14 protein-coding genes and 1 pseudogene are annotated in these 17,190 nt (G+C 38.1%); 3 read left to right on the top strand and 12 right to left on the bottom strand.

The annotated features are described in order from the left end of the window. Positions 1-7: 7 nt before the first annotated feature. Genes egtB through EZ456_RS10875 form a run of 4 tightly spaced genes read right to left on the bottom strand, consistent with a single transcriptional unit; the run spans position 8 to position 5,067 of the window. Positions 8-1,159 (bottom strand): ergothioneine biosynthesis protein EgtB, encoded by a 1,152-nt coding sequence (gene egtB, locus EZ456_RS10890; RefSeq protein WP_131530031.1) that lies wholly within the window; start codon positions 1,157-1,159, stop codon positions 8-10. Then, positions 1,159-2,730 (bottom strand): ABC transporter permease/substrate-binding protein, encoded by a 1,572-nt coding sequence (locus EZ456_RS10885; protein ID WP_131530029.1) that lies wholly within the window; start codon positions 2,728-2,730, stop codon positions 1,159-1,161. The genes egtB and EZ456_RS10885 overlap by 1 nt, the downstream gene beginning before the upstream one ends. Beyond that, the gene (locus tag EZ456_RS10880) at positions 2,723-3,682 is read right to left on the bottom strand and encodes an ABC transporter ATP-binding protein (protein ID WP_131530027.1); all 960 of its coding nucleotides are present in this window, start codon (positions 3,680-3,682) and stop codon (positions 2,723-2,725) included. Before EZ456_RS10880 ends, EZ456_RS10885 begins: the two co-directional genes overlap by 8 nt. A 2-nt stretch (positions 3,683-3,684) precedes the next feature. Then, the gene (locus EZ456_RS10875) at positions 3,685-5,067 is read right to left on the bottom strand and encodes a mercuric reductase (RefSeq protein ID WP_131530025.1); all 1,383 of its coding nucleotides are present in this window, start codon (positions 5,065-5,067) and stop codon (positions 3,685-3,687) included. Positions 5,068-5,262: 195 nt separating this feature from the next. On the opposite strand from EZ456_RS10875, the gene EZ456_RS25660 reads away from it, so the two are divergent. Beyond that, on the top strand, positions 5,263-5,397 hold the full coding sequence (locus EZ456_RS25660; RefSeq protein ID WP_262711985.1) for a hypothetical protein: 135 nt from the start codon (positions 5,263-5,265) through the stop codon (positions 5,395-5,397). A 304-nt stretch (positions 5,398-5,701) separates the two neighbouring features. Here the strand turns inward: EZ456_RS25660 and EZ456_RS10870 are convergent, their stop codons facing one another. The 7 genes and pseudogenes from EZ456_RS10870 to EZ456_RS10840 all read right to left on the bottom strand — a co-directional run bounded on the left by EZ456_RS10870 (position 5,702) and on the right by EZ456_RS10840 (position 14,913). After that, positions 5,702-8,263, bottom strand: coding sequence for a M1 family aminopeptidase (locus EZ456_RS10870; RefSeq protein WP_131530023.1), 2,562 nt, complete (start codon positions 8,261-8,263; stop codon positions 5,702-5,704). Between the two features lie 11 nt (positions 8,264-8,274). Next, on the bottom strand, positions 8,275-9,459 hold the full coding sequence (locus tag EZ456_RS10865; RefSeq protein ID WP_131530021.1) for an NRAMP family divalent metal transporter: 1,185 nt from the start codon (positions 9,457-9,459) through the stop codon (positions 8,275-8,277). Then, a complete protein-coding gene (locus tag EZ456_RS10860) occupies positions 9,456-10,217 on the bottom strand; it encodes a 5-oxoprolinase subunit PxpA (RefSeq protein ID WP_131530019.1) in 762 nt (253 codons plus the stop codon). The genes EZ456_RS10865 and EZ456_RS10860 overlap by 4 nt, the downstream gene beginning before the upstream one ends. Continuing rightward, positions 10,214-11,212 (bottom strand): 5-oxoprolinase subunit C family protein, encoded by a 999-nt coding sequence (locus tag EZ456_RS10855; RefSeq protein ID WP_131530017.1) that lies wholly within the window; start codon positions 11,210-11,212, stop codon positions 10,214-10,216. The genes EZ456_RS10860 and EZ456_RS10855 overlap by 4 nt, the downstream gene beginning before the upstream one ends. A 2-nt stretch (positions 11,213-11,214) precedes the next feature. Beyond that, the gene (pxpB, locus tag EZ456_RS10850) at positions 11,215-11,955 is read right to left on the bottom strand and encodes a 5-oxoprolinase subunit PxpB (protein WP_131530015.1); all 741 of its coding nucleotides are present in this window, start codon (positions 11,953-11,955) and stop codon (positions 11,215-11,217) included. Between the two features lie 172 nt (positions 11,956-12,127). Continuing rightward, a complete protein-coding gene (locus EZ456_RS10845) occupies positions 12,128-13,408 on the bottom strand; it encodes an ATP-binding protein (protein ID WP_165501301.1) in 1,281 nt (426 codons plus the stop codon). A gap of 240 nt (positions 13,409-13,648) precedes the next feature. Further along, a pseudogene (locus EZ456_RS10840) lies at positions 13,649-14,913 on the bottom strand (cation:proton antiporter). Between the two features lie 663 nt (positions 14,914-15,576). On the opposite strand from EZ456_RS10840, the gene EZ456_RS10835 reads away from it, so the two are divergent. Together EZ456_RS10835 and EZ456_RS10830 are read left to right on the top strand one after the other, a co-directional pair. After that, positions 15,577-15,894 carry a hypothetical protein gene (locus tag EZ456_RS10835; RefSeq protein ID WP_131530012.1) on the top strand — a complete coding sequence of 106 codons (318 nt, stop codon included), beginning with the start codon at positions 15,577-15,579 and terminating at the stop codon, positions 15,892-15,894. A 16-nt stretch (positions 15,895-15,910) separates the two neighbouring features. Further along, positions 15,911-16,300 (top strand): response regulator transcription factor, encoded by a 390-nt coding sequence (locus EZ456_RS10830; protein ID WP_131530011.1) that lies wholly within the window; start codon positions 15,911-15,913, stop codon positions 16,298-16,300. A 10-nt stretch (positions 16,301-16,310) separates the two neighbouring features. Here the strand turns inward: EZ456_RS10830 and cysM are convergent, their stop codons facing one another. Then, the gene (cysM, locus tag EZ456_RS10825) at positions 16,311-17,183 is read right to left on the bottom strand and encodes a cysteine synthase CysM (protein ID WP_131530010.1); all 873 of its coding nucleotides are present in this window, start codon (positions 17,181-17,183) and stop codon (positions 16,311-16,313) included. Positions 17,184-17,190 lie beyond the last annotated feature (7 nt).

The following is a 17,190-nucleotide window of genomic DNA, read 5'->3' as shown; positions in this document are numbered from 1 at the left end:
ATCTATACTATTTTACTAATCGGATCCCTGTATATTGCCACCTTAAATGTGGGTGGAAGAAATTTCTATAAGTAATGCGTGAATGATTTTTGGGCGTGGCAATTGATGCACCGCGAAGCACTTTTTGGTTAACCATAAACTTTCCATTGTATTCGCCAATGGCGCCTGGCGCTTTACTAAAACCGGGATAAGGCAAATAGGCACTTTCGGTCCACTCCCATCGTTCGCCCCAGTTAAAGTGTTCGGCTGCTATTTCCCACTCAAATTCAGTTGGTAAACGCATGCCTTTCCAGCTTGCAAAAGCATAAACTTCATAATAGCTGATGTGGCTTACCGGTGCGGTTAAATCAATAGGTAAAAGACCAGCTAAAGTATAATTAAACCATTTTCCGTCTATTAAATGCCAGTACATAGGTGCACTAATGTTATTGTTTTTCACCCAATCCCATCCTTCAGCATGCCAGAAATTAAAATTTTCATAACCGCCTGCATTAATGAATTCAATAAATTCTGCATTACTCACCAATGTTTTACTGATTGAAAAATCGTGCAGGTAAACTTTATGTCTGTTTAATTCATTATCAAAGCTAAAATCTGCTCCATCGTAACCAATCTCATAAACACCTTCAGAAATATTGATAAAGCCGGGTTCTGATTTCTGTATGGCTAAAACTTCTTTTCTATCTTTCGAATAGATGGGAAAAAGCGGATTGTTTCCTAAAATGTATTTAATATCAGTGAGTAACAGTTCCTGGTGTTGCTGCTCATGGTTAAAACCCAAAATTAAGAGTTCTTTTACTTCATCCGTTAGTGTCGTGGCCAGGAATTTCACCATGGCTTCATCTACATAAGCCCTGTACTGGTAAATCTCATTTACACTGGGTCGGCTTAAATTACCACGATCTGTCCGGATTACGCGGTTCCCCACGGTTTCATAATAACTATTGAAAACGAAATTATACTCATCGTTATATACCTGATAATTAACAGAAAACGGCTTTAATATAAAAGTTTCGAAGAACCAGGTGGTGTGTCCCAAATGCCACTTCGGTGGACTTACATCCACAATTGGTTGTACCACATAATCTTCTGTTTGCAAGGGTTCGCAAATTTGTTCGGAGTATTTCCTGATCTGCAAGTATTCTTCTACCAGTGTCATTAATTTTTATCTAGATAGTTTTTAAGGTCTGTGATGGTATTAACATTCAGATCTTTTGATTGTTTTTGCCGCATCATTAAAGCATAAGAATTATTAAAACCTATAGGTTTAAGCCACTTGATCTTAAACTTTTTCTCAAATTCGGCCGATACATAATCATAAGTTTTGTCTTTATTGTGTGCCATTTCTTTCGCAATTTTTGGATCCGGTTGCAACAAAACCAATAAACCTGTCCCGGTATATTCGGGATAAAAATCGATCTGATCATTCATCAGTGCATCAAAACAGATTTTTGTTCCACCAAGTCCTGTTTTGGTAGATACCTCATAATCTGTATTCCCTCTAATCAGCATACTGTACATTTCGGCCAGAATATATTGCTCACCAAAAATCTTTGAGCCTATCCTCACTACACCGTTATGTCCGTTTTTTGGTGCTTTATACAAACCAGTACTGATGAGGAAATCTTTTGCCACACGTTCTGGTGTTTGGTGGAGGTAATCTGTTCTGTAATTAAGATCGGTCATTACTAAATCAGTAATTTTACCAGCAAGTAAATTCAAAGTTTCTGCTAATTGGGGAAATTGCTTCAATGTTTCATCCCGAACAATTGGTGCAGCATAGTACGGTGGAAAAATACTTTTATCGTCTTTTAAAATCTTTAGATCAAAGGCTTTCAAACGACCATCGGTTGAATAACCGCTAATTACATCCAATTCTTTTGAAAAAGCAGCCTTGTACATTACCGCATCGCTGATTACAATGGTATGGATTTTTAAGCCATAGGTAGATTTCAATCCAAGATCGCCGTCTTGCCTGCCCATAAATTCGGGTGTAAATCCAGCGGTTAAGGTAGAGCCATAAGCTGATGGAAGTGCATAAAAGCCACCTAAAATTAAAATCACAACAGGCAAAATGTACAATGCTTTTCTCAGCTTTTTAAAATCCATTTTCTGAATAAGAGAAAGTAAGGCATCGAGGATAATGGCCAACAAAGCTGCAGGAATAGCCCCGGCTAAGATCATATTGGTATTGTTGAGCGAAATGCCTCCAAAAATAAACTCCCCTAATCCACCCGCTGCAATAAAAGAGGCCAATGTGGCCACGCCTACATTGATAACCATTGCAGTACGGATACCCGCCAAGATAACGGGTATAGCCAATGGCAACTCAACCTTCAGCAAAATCTGACTTTTGCTCATACCCATTGCCCTGGCGGCTTCTTTAACATGCTGATCGATGCCAATAATGCCAGTATAGGTATTGCGGATAATCGGTAACAAGGCATAAATCAGCAGCGCCACAATTGCAGGTTTTGCACCAATCCCTAAAACAGGAATCATAAAACCCAATAAGGCAATACTCGGAACCGTTTGCAATATGCCGGCAATCCCTAAAACCGTTCCTGAAAGTTTTCTTTTTCTGGCAATCAATATGCCCAGTGGTAAGCCAATGGCGATGGCAATAAGTAAGGAAATAAAGGTTAAACCAACATGTTGCAGGGTTTGAGCAAACAATTTATCAGATTGCTCGTGCATAAACTGCCATAAAGTTTGCTGATGCTCATTCATGTACCTGCGCGTTTTGAAATTGGTTAAATCCTTTCGTTAACTGTTCGAAATTAACGGCTTTGCTTTCTTTATTGGCACCAGAAACAAGAAGTTCGCTCCGATCAGAACTCCGCAACAATTCCATCGCATCCCATACATTCATATCAGCAGATAGGCTTTTCCCATCTTGTAGTGTTACTTTAGGTAAATAAGGCCAAATATCCTGCATTTTAACTACTTTAAATTCGAGGAATAACCTTTGTCCGGCTAAAAATTTCCTTGCAAAATCATTTATCGGTTGATAAAGCAATTCTTTGGGCGTTCCAATCTGGATGATTTTTCCCTTATCCATTAAGCAAATGCGATCTGCCAATTCAAAAGCTTCCTGAACATCATGGGTAACCATTACAATGGTTTTCCTTTTCAGTTCTTCTAATCCCTTAAATTCTTTTTGGATACTGGTTCGGGTAACGTTATCTAAAGCGCCAAAAGGTTCGTCCATTAACAATACAGAAGGATCTGTAACCAAAGCACGGGCAAGGCCTACACGCTGCTGTTGCCCACCACTTAACTCATGTGGAAACATCGACAGGCTATTTTCAGGAAGATGGAGTTTTTCGATCAGCTCCTGCGTTCGGACTTTAATTTTTTCCTTATCCCATTTTAAAAGCTTCGGCACAACGGCAATATTCTCAGCGACGTTATAGTGTGGAAAAAGTCCAATATTCTGCATTACATAACCAATTCCAGTTCGTAAAATATCAGGATCTTGATTGGTTATATTTTCGCCATTGATAAAAACCTGGCCTGCATCTGGCTCAATTAACCGGTTGATCATTTTTAGCGTGGTGGTTTTACCACAGCCACTTGTGCCCAACAATACCAGCGTTTCCTTTTCTTCTACCTTAAAAGAGGCTTTATTTATCGCTAGGGTATCTCCAAATTTCTTACTTATCTCTTTTAATTCGATCATATTTATTTATCGAGTTTCATAAATAGATTATTTAACGATTCGGAATAAGTAGGGTGTGCGAATACACAATATCTAATCCTATCGTAAGTAATCCCGCCTTCCATCGCCATTTGAAGAACAGACATGATTTCTCCGCCTTCTGAGGCCAGGATAGCAGCTCCTAGTACCTTTTTACTATCTGCATCTACAATTGCTTTCATAAGCCCTAAAGTTTCATTTGTTTCAATACCGCGCGCAACATTCGACATTGGCAGAACGGCAACTTTATAATTCAATTTCTTCTCTTTTGCTTCTTTTTCAGAAATACCTATCCGCCCAAGCTGAGGATCCGTAAACATGCAGTATGGCACTGGCCGATCGTGAATGGAATAATTAGTACCCTCGATTAAATTCCGATAAACGATGGTATAGTCGTTATAAGCAATATGGGTGAAGGCAGGGCCACCTTTTACATCACCCAGTGCATAAATCCCTTTAATATTGGTTTCGAGTTTTTCATTAACAAGAATATGCCCTTTATCATCCAATTTTACGCCGCAGTTTTCAAGACCTAAATCTGCTGTCTGAGGAGTACGGCCTGCGGCCACCAATACATGAGTTGCTGTTATTTCTTTCTTGGTTTTCCCAGACTCGAGCGTAATGCTAATCTGTTTTTTATCCTGCTCTATTTTTCTGATTTTAACATCGGTGATCAGTTCGATTTTTTCATCAGTTAAGATTTTATTAAGTACTGATGAGATATCCTGATCTTCTTTGGCTAATATACCTGATGATTTTTCCAAAACGGTTACTTTACTGCCAAATCGATTAAACATTTGTCCAAACTCAAGCCCAATGTAATTTCCGCCAATAACCACCAAGTGCCCTGGAACTGTTTCAAGATCTAAAATTGTTGTCGATGTAAGATAATCAATTTCATTTATCCCTTCAATATCTGGTATGGCGGTTTTTGCACCAGTATTAATGAAAATCCAATCGGCAGTTACTTTTTCTTCACCACCATCGTTTAGCGCAATAGTCAATTCTTTTTCATCACTAAATCTGGCCGTTCCAAATATTAGTTCAAGTCCTTTGGTGCTTTTTATACCTTTTTCGGATGATGACCTGAACTGGTTTACGATATCATCTTTCCGTTGTTTTATCTTTTTAAAATCAATTTTGATTGCTCCAATTTCAACACCTAATTCAGTTGCTTTTCTGGCTTGATACACCGCCCTTGCAGAAGCAATCATTGCTTTTGTTGGTGTACAACCATCATTAATACACGTACCACCAACATACCTTTTTTCTATAATCGCTGTTTTTTTGCCTGCTTCGGCAAGTTTTTTAGCCAGAGGTGTTCCTGCCTGACCTGCGCCTATAATTATTGCGTCGTATTGTTTCATCGATTTCCAGATTAAAAGAATTTGTTTTGTCCTGAAAGATATAACCTCAATATTAGCGCAATGTTTGGTCAATATTTATTTAATACCGTGCTCAATTGAGATATTACAAGTTCGAATAAAAAAGTTACAAACTATATTCTAAAATCGACGTTAGATAATTGCAGACATTTAATTGACAAACATAAACGCAGCCTTATGCAAACTCAAACAACAGAAAACACGAACCTTACCGTTTTTATCCAGGATGATTCTTCGATTGAAGATAAAAGAGACATTTTATTAAACAGTTTGTTAGACGATCTGAATAGTCAAACAGAGTCTTTTAATTAATATTTAACATCGATTATGAACATATGGCCGAGAAGATTAATGAGACTTTAGATTAAGTTCTGATGGCCTAGGCGGTCCAAAAAATAAGCAAATTCAATCTGAACATTAAGAAGTTAAGAGCGTTAAGGGCCTAAGCTTTCAATCCTTAGCAATAAAGATGCTTTATAGATAAATGTAAAAACTTCTTAAAAACGAAAAGGGCAAACAAATTCATGTTTACCCCTTTCAATCTAAATTAACGCTCTCGCGACAAAAGTATAAATTCTTCTTAAACCTGTATGTAACAAATTTATTTACATTAAAGTTAATGCACAATGATCTGTGCCCGGCGAAGGTTATCTGTAGTCTGCAAAATTTTATCCTTTAGTTTTGGATTGTAATTAGGATGAGACTTTAAGAAATCTTGCACTACGGTATTTGCTTTTTCGCTGTTATAGCTAGAAAATATCGAAGCCAGCCACGACTGTGGGAAGAATATATCCCCCGTTTTCTGGATCTCTGTCAATAAATCTAAACTTTCATCAAGATATTGAACAGAAGTCGATTGTCTTAACGGATGATGAAGGTAAGATAAGGCAATGGTTACCCAGGCTTCTTTCTGGCGGTTTTTGCGGTCTTTTAAGCTATTAAAAAAACTGTCTCTCTCTTTAACATCTAAAGATAGCGCTGGCATTAAATAAATCAACCTGTTTTTACGGTCATCATTTTTTGTCCTCGCCAGTTGTTCTTTTAAAATTGTATTAGCAGTATCTGTTTTAAGTGCTAAAGTTAAGGCTAGCGAACTATAGTCATCTTCCAATAGTTTGACTCCATTTGGGGCAGATTGTTTTAACCAGATATCGTATAAACGTTTACCAGCTTCAGCACTCAGGTATACATTTTGGTAGGCGTTGAACAAAATTTTCTTGTTATTTTGCATTTGTTGTTGCTCCATGGCATCCCATATTACTTTTTCCGTTGCCAGGTAGATGCTCGTTCTTTTTTCAGTGGTTAGGAATGTCCAGTAAATATTGGTGATGTACCCAGTAAGTAACCTCAGATTCATTTCATTCTTCTCCATAGCTACTCCTTTAAGCAATACAGTTAAAAGCTCATCAGGTTTATAGTTTTGGCCCGAAAGCATATTTTCATATGCGTTGATATAGGCAGATGCACGTTCTAGCGGATCAGCAAGATCATAAAGATTGTTCATCATCTTCTGATCGATCGGGAAAAGGCCATACCCGGCACCATTTGCATTAAATAAAATATACTGTGGTTTTGGAAGACCTTTTGCTTCAATTAAATCCGTCTTAGCAAGCTTAGCATTTACAACCAAAATCTTACTCTCTGTTGGGTAAACCAGCTTAACCGTAAAAGATTGCGGCCATACCCGTTGCTGTCCCATCTCACTGCTTTGATTTAAGCTTAAATCACTTATTTTATATCCGTTGTATTTAATATCGTAACTAAAAACAGGTCTACCAGGTTCATTTACCCAAACTTTGTTCCAACTGATGAGATCGCTTTTACTGTATTTACTTAAAATGGCAATCAAATCGTTCCATGTAGCGTTGCTGTAACTGTATTTTTTCAGATACTCCCTTATTCCCTCTTGAAAATTCTGTTTACCCATCAACAACTCCAATTGACGCATCATAATTGGTGCTTTATGGTAAATAATGTTTCCGTACATCGATCCAGCTTCTTGTAAGTTATCCAATTGCTGACGAATGGGATTAGCGCCCAATGTTCTATCTACCCCGTAAGCTGCTGGATAATGATCTTGTAAAAACTTAAGGTCGAAAGTACTTTTGCCCATTAATTTTTCGGTTACCTTATCGGCCATAAAATTGGCAAAAACCTCTTTCATCCAAACATCATTAAACCACTTCATGGTTACCAGATCACCAAACCACATATGCGCCGTTTCGTGCGAAATCAGATTTGAACGCGAAATAAACTGATCTTTGGTAGCCCCCTGATCTAAAAACAATGCGGATGCTTTATATTGCACCTCTCCGGGGTGTTCCATACCACCAAACTGAAAATCTGGAATGCTGACAAAGCCTACTTTCTGAAAAGGGTATTTTATCGATGTCCAGTCTTCCAAAAAATCGATGGCATCGCGATGTGCTATAAAAACAGAATCTACGCTCAGCTTAATTTTAGCTGAATCTGTTTCCCGGTGCAGAAATCCCATCTCACGGCCTTTCATTTTTCTGTTTATGTAAGTATATTTTCCTGCGGTAAAAGAGAATAAATAGGTGGGTAATTTATCCGAATTATGAAAATGATAGGTAGTAAAATTGCCTTGTAACAGCGAATCTTTTTTAACCGCATTAGCCATTACTTTCCAATCAGTTGGAACGGTTAACGAAAGTAAAAAGTTAGCTTTTAAATCAGGTTGATCAAAGCATGGGAATACTGTTCTGGCATGATCGGGAACAAAGAGTGCATATAAAAAATCCTTATTCCTGTTTAGCGATTCGTTGCCAGCAATAAATTCGATTTCGATATGGTTATTACCTACTTTCAAATACGCTTGCTTTACTAAGATATGTTCCGCTTTAAAATCGATAGGTATGATTTTTCCATTAACCGATACTCGTTTTATATGATCCGCATTTTGCTTAAAGTCAACTCGCAGATAAATCAACTTATTTAATTTAAAATCAATGCTTTCAGTTGATTGGATTGAAGCTGTTTGTTCTACAGGTACAGTGAAGTGAAGCTTGTATTGAATATTACTAATTGTCTCGCTTCTGGAGCTAGCCAATGCAAGAGACACTCCTGGCTCTACGGCCAGTGGTTTTGTATTCTGCTGCGCAAAACAGGTTGTACTCCATAGTAGGAAAAAGCAAAAATATTTGGTAATCGTATTCATTGTATAAAGATTTATTCTCCTTTTATCATTTGTATAATGGTACCATAGCTCATCCAAACCATGGTTAATACCACAGCTAAACCTGTTAAGGTTAACCAAAATGGTTGTTTGTAATTGGCAATAATTTTGGTTTTATAAGCGGCAATAAGCATAATACCTAATGCAATAGGTAAAATAAAACCATTAATGGCGCCTACAGTAAGCAGTATTTTAACGGGTTTACCAATGAAGATAAAAATAATGCAAGAGATAGATATAAAGGCAATGATGATCTCTCTGTTAAATTTTAATATCAGTGGGTGAAAACTCTTAATAAAAGAGATGGAGGTATAGGCCGAGCCCACCACCGAAGAAATCCCCGCAGCCCATATTACTACACCAAAAATCTTATACCCTATTTCGCCGCTGGCCAATTTGAAAACCGAAGCTGCCGGATTGGATGGATCTAAGGTAAAACCTTTACTTACCACCCCTAAAGCAGCAATAAATAATAATATGCGCATAATAGATGCCAGTCCGATGGCACTTAATGCACCTTTATTTACGGCGCCTAAATTCTGTATTCCGGTTTGTCTGGCATCCAATAAACGATGAGCGCCCGAAAAAGTAATATAACCACCAACTGTTCCACCAACTATGGTTAATACTGCTGTAAAACTAAACTGCGTAGGGTTTACAGCCCTTAATGCGGCTTCTGCTAATGGTGGCGAACTGGTGTAGGCAATAATTAAGGCGAGTACAATTTTAATCAGTCCCATGGTTTTGGCAAAAACATCCATCGCCTTACCTGCTTCTTTGTAAATAAAAATACCTATTGCCATAATAGCGCTTATTACAGCGCCCTGCCCTACACTAATGCCGAATAGTACATTTAGTCCTAAGCCAGCGCCAGCAATATTACCAATGTTAAAAGCTAAACCACCTAAAAAAACCAGAAAAGAAATAAAGTATCCCAGACCTGGAAATAACTTATTGGCGATATCTTGAGCAGGTTTATCAGCAACTGCAATAATCCGCCAAATGTTTAACTGTGCAATGGCATCTAAAATGATGGATAGCAATATCACAAAGGCAAAACTTGCGCCTAACTGCTGGGTAAAAACGGCTGTTTGTGTTAAAAATCCGGGACCAATGGCCGATGAAGCCATTAAAAAAGCGGCCCCTAAAAGTACACTCCAGTTATATTTTGGTTTCATATTGCTGGGGCTTTAATTATAATACCTTCTTTTTTTAATCTTTCAGCTATTAATTTAGTAAAAGCAACAGCGTGTGTGCCATCCCCATGCAAACAAACAGTTTCAGCCTTAACTGCAATACGATTTCCGTCTATACTCCTTACTTCCTGCTTTAAAGCAAATCCCAAAACCTGATTTACAGCATCTTCTTCGCTAGTAATTAAAGCGTTGTCTGCTGCGCGTGGAGTAAGTAAACCATCATCCTGATAACTACGATCGGCAAAAACTTCTGATGCGGTTACTATACCAATTTTTTCAGCTTCATCTATCATCTTACTGCCTGCTAAAGCATATAAGATCAGACCTGTATCGAAATCGTAAACGGCCTGCACAATGGCTTTTGCCAAAGCGGTATCCTTGGCCGCCATATTATATAATGCACCGTGCGCTTTAACATGATGTAATTTACTACCTGCAGCTTTTACAAAACCACTTAATGCACCAATTTGATATAAAGTAAGCTGATAGGCCTCATTTGCAGTAATTTTCATTTCTCTACGACCAAAGCCTTGCAAATCGGGCAAACCAGGGTGCGCACCAATGGCCACTCCTTTTTTTAAGGCTAAAGCTACAGTTTGATGCATTACAGTCGGGTCGCCAGCATGAAAGCCGCAGGCAATATTTGCCGATGAAATATAATCCATCAATTTTTCATCATTGGGCATAGCATAATTCCCATATGCTTCTCCCATGTCGCAATTAAGATCGATCATTTTCATGTTTTAATATATTTAAGGCTTATTGCCATGGTAATCAATGATAAATCGCGTTCACGTTCGAGGTAAAGTTCTTCCGCCTCATCTCTCGAAATTTCAGAAAAGTGAATGGTATCGCCAGGTTTTAACTGGGCACATAAAGGCAAATCGACCGCTGCAACGTGAGCAATACGTGGATAACCACCTGTTGTTTGACAGTCGGCCATGAGTATAACCAAATCGCCACTTCCGGTTACCTGAATAATCCCAGGGGCTACTGCTGTGCTGAGCAATTCCTTTTTAACCTTTCTCACCAATGGCTTCCCCGATAAATGATAACCCATGCGATTACTCCTTCTATCGATGGTATAAGAATTGGTTAAAAATGAAATAATGGATGTCGCATCAAACCAACTGATTTCATTGGCGAGTACAACTCTAATGGCTTGTCTTTGCTCTGGCAGTAAACTTTCGCGCGAAATGCGCCAATTTGGGTAGGTTAACGACCGATCGATTAATTGTTCTAATATCCATTTTGATACTTCGTTAATAACAGTACCGCTAGTCAAAACATCTGCTTTTTGCAATGCCCTCCCTTTAAAGCCCCCAAAAGCAGCAGTAAGATAGGTGCTTTTACTTTCCATTATATCCGGTACATCCCATCCACCAGCAATAGCCAAATAGGTACGTGTGCCAATGGTGTTACTGATTAGCTTTATAACGGAACCTGCTGGAAAAAACAATGGCTTTTCTGCAGGCATTAGCTCATTATTGTAAACCATGCATGCACCATCGCCAGAATAAGAAACCAGAATAGGTGTTTCAGCTTTAAATGAAGCATCGGCATAGGTAAACTCAATGGTAGCATGATGATCATCGTTACCAACTGCTTTATTGGCCAATCGGTGAGCCAACTCATCCATGACGCCTGAAACAGGTACAGCTTGCGAAAGGTATCGGTACCGACCTATATCTTGAATGGTGCTTAATAAGCCCGGCTTAATGATACTGATTTTCATACTCATATTTCAGCATAAGTATTAAACTCATTTATACCAATGGCTTTAAAAGTAACCAGATCCCCTCCCTTTAAAAGTGATGGCTGCGAACGATTTACATCAAACATCTTTAATGGTGTTTTTCCAACAATCTGCCATCCGCCAGGTGTTTCCAAAGGATAAATGCCGGTTTGATTGCCTGCTATACCTACAGATCCAGCGGGTATTTTAGCATTAGGCACTTCTTTTCTAGGCGTTGATAATCTGATATCCATACCGCCCATATAGGCGAAACCTGGCACAAAGCCGATCATAAAAACAATGTATTGGCCAGCAGTATGTATATCAATTACCTCAGTTTCGGTAAGGTTATTGGTGCGGGCTACCGTTAAAAGATCCTGACCAAAATCGCTACCATAACACACTGGAATAACACGTTTATCAGCGACTACCCTTGATTTTTCTCTTTTTGTTTGTGCAATTTTATTTAAATGCGCCGATACTTTTTCGAAACAAGCTTCACCCGGAAGATCTGATAACATCACACTTAACGGATCAAAAAAAACGGTTAATGTTGTATAAGCCGGAACTGTGGTAATTAAACCAGAAAAAGGATTTTGCAACAACAACTGATTAAAATCGGTAATCAGGCTCAACAAATCGTTATCGATTGCCGTTCCGAATGTTATTGTAACCGATTTTTCACTCAGCCCGTAAATTTTTAAGGGGATGTCTGCTTCAAAATATCCTACCTGCTCAGTCATACAAAAACAGTAAGATTTAATAATAAGTGATCTTCATAAAACGGGCATAACAACTAAACTGCTGCTATAAAAATGATTATATAATATCAAAATCACAAGTTTTGTGAATAATCGTAGCTAATTTATGCGTAAAAAAGAATAAAGAAGGTATTTTTAAATGGCTGTACGGATATTATTCACGTTCATCAAGGCCTTTTATCAATTGCAATAGCTCATCCTGCTCTTCGGCCTCTAATTCGATCATGTCATTGAACATTTCAAAAATCTCATCACGTAGGTTAGAGCGCATTAGAAGATCGATCAAGCGCACAAAAGTTTTCTTTTGATCGGTATTTAAACTGCTAAACAATTTAGGTTCTACTTCATATAATGCCTTAATTAAATTAACCAGCGCTGGTTTTCTTAATTCTTTTTCTCTTTCAGTAGCATAAACTGGAAATATCTCATCCTGTTCGTAAGTTTCGACAAGGCGGTTGGCATATTCCTTTAAAAATGGTTTACGTTTACTTTTAAGATATTCTGTTAACGCTTTAATTAGAAATCTATACTCGGCTGAAGATTTAGCTGCACCAAATATGGCCACCTGCCCTTCATTTTCGAAACTCTTAAAATCGAAATCACGAAAAAAATCGCTATCTATATAAACACTATGGAAATAATCGTCGCTCTTTTTATTTAGGGTGGTGTAATCTTTATAAATTTCTTCACCACTGGCTAAAAAATAGTATTTAGACAGTTCTTTGTGTAGGTTTTCTTTCCAATGAACATATTTAATCTTAAAAGTAACGGCGGTATCGGGATAAAAAAGATTAAACTCTTCTAAGGTTTTAACATTGCTGCTAAAATCTAATGCTTCGCCATTTACAATAATCGAATAGTTTTTGTGCTTGTTTAACTCAATAAACCAACAGAATTCGTTTATCAAAAAAGGAAGTACCGTTTCTTCTACATCTTGCTGACTGATCCTCAAATTAGTAAAAGAAACAGTGGTTCCAGTCTCACCAGTATTGCTCGGAGCAGTGGTAAAATCGTGGCTATAACTGTTTAAACCACCAGTGCTAATTTGTATTTCGCCATAACGAAACCCCTGTTCTGACTGGTAAGTGGTGTGCCAAACGGCATCGTGCGCAAAGGTAAAAAAGGTAAGTCTCCCTACCCCATTACGGCCATGCATTTTCGAGGTATGCTTTGGCGCTACAATCTGAATAGATTTTTCAGATTCGAAGAACGGATCGAATTTTTGTTGTAGGCGATCAAAATTAATTCCATAACCATTATCAGCAATAGTTAACTGCGCTAATAGACCAAGCGAATTGGCCACATAATCTACGTGTATGGTGTTCGCATTGGCATCAAAACCATTCCAAATGTACTCCGCAATGGCTTGCTTTTCATTATAGTTTTTAAGTACCTTTTGTATTCCCTTTGAAGTGATATTAACCTTTACTGACATGCTTACTAAATTAATTAGCAAATATATCATTATATTTTAATCCTTTCAGCTGTTACTTATAGGCATTTATGCACACGTAACTCAAATAGCCAGTGTTAGAGTGTTACAAGTAGTATCGGCTAGCCATTTATCATTAATTACGAATTTAAGGCGCCGCACAATGTGGACATATTACTCCTTTATGATTATACATTTAATTGCATAAACTGAGAAATTGTGCAGTAAAAAGAGGCTTGGTATTTATATATCCCGTTGACTAAAATGCCTGCGAAGTTTTTCTTCTTCGAGATCGAGCAGTTCTAGTTGTTCTCTGATCAGCTCATCATTAATCTGCTCTTTTTTATTTAGTCCTTTCAGCAAAATACGCTGTTCGGCCATAATATCTTCAAGTGCGATGCGATAGTCATGATAAAAGCCTTCAGACCTTGAAATGTTTTCCTCTTTTTCCCAATCTCTCAACAATTTCATTTCTGCCTCAATACGAATTTTTATCGATCTGATCATATCGTTATGCAATAAAGCATCGTGATACCTTTCATCCAGGATTTTTAACGATAACATGGATAATTTCTTTCTCACCATTTGTTTTTGTTGCTCGAAGGAAACTGTATAATCCGGATCGGGCATATCTACCCATTTTATCAATGCTGGTAATGTTAGGCCTTGTAAAACCAAAGTGACCAATATCACGCTGAAAGTGATGAACAAGATTAAGTTACGCTGAGGAAAAGCTTCACCTGATTTTAATGCTACCGGAATAGAAAGTGCAGCAGCCAAAGAAACCACTCCTCTCATTCCCGCCCAGCCAAAAAGTAAAGGTGCTTTCCAACCTGGATTTGGATCTGCTGTGGTAATATAACGACTGATGAAACGCGTAAAGTATAATGCACCGTATGTACTGGCTAACCTTGTAACAATTAAAACCAGGCAAATAATGGCACTGTAACGGATAGCTGGTAAAAGACCATCGTTACCCAAACCATGAATAATTACCGGAAATTCTAAGCCAATTAACAAGAAAACAAAGCCGTTCAGTACAAAAGCTACGGCTTCCCAAACATTTATGCCCTGCAACCGACTTCGATGGGTAAGAATCTGGTCTCTGCGGGCCGAAAGAAACAAACCACCGCTCACTACAGCCAATACACCAGAAAACTCAAACTCCTCTGCAGTGATATACATTACATATGGCGTTAAAAAAGTAAGGATAATATCAATATTGTAGTGGTGGGCAACCATCGGTGCAAAGCGTAAAAAACTAAGGCTACTGCAATTCCTATCAAAATACCCATTACAATAACCACTACAAAATTACCTGCGGCTTTACTAAACACGAAACTTCCTGTCATTACCGCCGCTAAAGCAAAGCGGAACACCACCAAACTGGATGCATCATTTAATAAACTTTCGCCTTCTAATATGGTAGTGAGCCTTTTAGGTACTTTAACATTTTTAAGTATGGCAAATGCTGATACCGCATCTGGTGGAGAAATAATTCCACCCAACAAAAAACCCAGGGCCCATGTAAAATTTAATTAATGATGAACATTTTTAAAACTGGGAATAGATGGTGAAGCAAATATACACTCCTGGATGTTAGACCTTATTAAATCGTCCTAAATAACATACAAAAATAGATGACTTTTTCTTTGCTTTTATTTCTATAACAAATTATCAAAAACTACTTAACTTTCTTTACTACAAGAACTTAAGCACACGTGCGTAGAAATGAGTATTACCAAGAACAAGCTGCCGCACCCTCTTTGCATATAGCTATTTAGAGTGCACGCGGTGCGATACCGTTTTTTAACCAAACAGGCTTAATGCATTTTGTCTGGGTTGTACTCACATTTTTAGCCATGTCGACAGAAACGGTCTTTTCCGGGATGATTTGTTACACGCCTGACGGCATGGCTTATTTAAAACGCTGATTCATCAAACTATATATAAAGTAAACTGAATATCAATTAAATTTTATTTTTATTCCATGAAATCCAAACATTTAAAATTGATGCGTATTAGTGCGTAGACAAAAATTTTGATAAGCCTCAAATGCTCTATTTCTTTGTCCATATCCTTAATGAAAACTTTTTAAAATATTGTTGTGCCGCAGGAGGTCTAAACAGGGGACGGTTTAGCCTTCTGCACAACAGCATGCAAAACCAACCATGAAACCGAATAACACCCCTACCAAAATTATTAGCAGCATCCAAGATTTTTACAACGGCAGAGATCCTGAAGAAATTTATACTGCGTTAGAAATTGATAAAGACTGTTTTGACAGCTGGATTAGAGATTTTGGGAGTATAGCCAATGAGCTTTTGGAGCTGGGAGATGAAAACGAAACACTGAGAACCATGTTTACCAATTTAAGTCTGGTAAACCAGAGCTTACGCAACTCTCTTGATGCCCTCACTAGAACAGACTCGAAAATATTTGAGTTACTGCTTAAAAAAAGAGGCACAGGTAATCTTCGCTTTCCTTAATTAATAACACAAAGAAATGTTTTCCGCATCTCAACCAAAAATATTAATTATTGAAGATCACCCTGCAACGCTTGATGCCATAAAGATGATCTTCGAATTTGAAGGCTACATTACGATGGGTCTTTCCAGTGCGATGGATTTACATACCAAAGTTGCTGCCTTCCAACCTGATATTATTTTAATCAATATTTGGTTAGGTATGACCGATGGAAGAACGATATGTACAGAACTAAAGCTATCGGTACATGGTTCCATTCCTATCCTGATCATGTCATCACGAAATGGCATTCATAATAGCGCTTATTATAAAACGCATTGGGATGATTACATAGAAAAACCCTTTGAAATGGAAGCCATTACGCAAAGGGTCCGGATGCTTTTATCAAAAAAAGCCCAACAAGATTAATGATTTATGCTCAACCAAAAAGATCGCTACTCAGGTAGCGATCTCCCCGATCGCAAGCGATAAAAACAATGGTTCCTTCATCTAGTTCACTGGCAATCTTCAAAGCAGCTGCACAGGCACCGCCCGAGCTCATACCCGCAAACAAACCCTCTTCTTTAGCCATTCGTCTCGACATTAAAGTTGCTTCTTCCTGTGCAATATCCATTACCCGATCTACCCGTAGCGGATCGAATATTTTGGGTAAATATTCTTCAGGCCAACGTCTGATACCTGGTATAGAAGAACCTTCAGTAGGTTGACAGCCTACAATCTGAATATCATTATTTTTTTCCTTAAAAAACCTCGAACAGCCCATAATAGTCCCAGTGGTACCCATTGAGCTTACAAAATGCGTAATCTGCCCTTCGGTGTCTCTCCATATTTCTGGTCCCGTTGTTTTATAATGGGCCAGGTAATTATCTGGATTTGCAAATTGATTTAATAAAAAATATCCTTTTGAAACTCCTTTTTCTTCCGCATAATCCCTGCATTCTTCTATACTTTCTAACAGGGTTACTTTTGCACCAAAGGCTTCCATAGTTACCTTACGTTCGCGTGTAGAATTGGCTGGCATAACCAGTTCAATTTCTAAGTTATATAAGCTTGCAATCATGGCCAATGCAATCCCTGTGTTACCGCTTGTGGCCTCCACCAATTTAGTTCCGGGAGCTATATCACCACGTTCTATCGCACTTCTGATCATATTAAGCGATGCCCTATCTTTAACACTACCGCCTGGATTATTTCCTTCTAATTTGGCATATACCCGTACAGCTGGGTTAATATTCAACTTTTGAAGTTCAGCCATTGGCGTATTTCCGATCAGATCGATTATTCCTGCCATATTTTAA

Origin of the sequence: Pedobacter psychrodurus (genome assembly GCF_004331735.1) — a bacterium.
Lineage (GTDB): Bacteria > Bacteroidota > Bacteroidia > Sphingobacteriales > Sphingobacteriaceae > Pedobacter > Pedobacter psychrodurus.
Note: the sequence above shows the minus strand (reverse complement) of the source record. Positions and strands in the feature narration are given on the sequence as shown.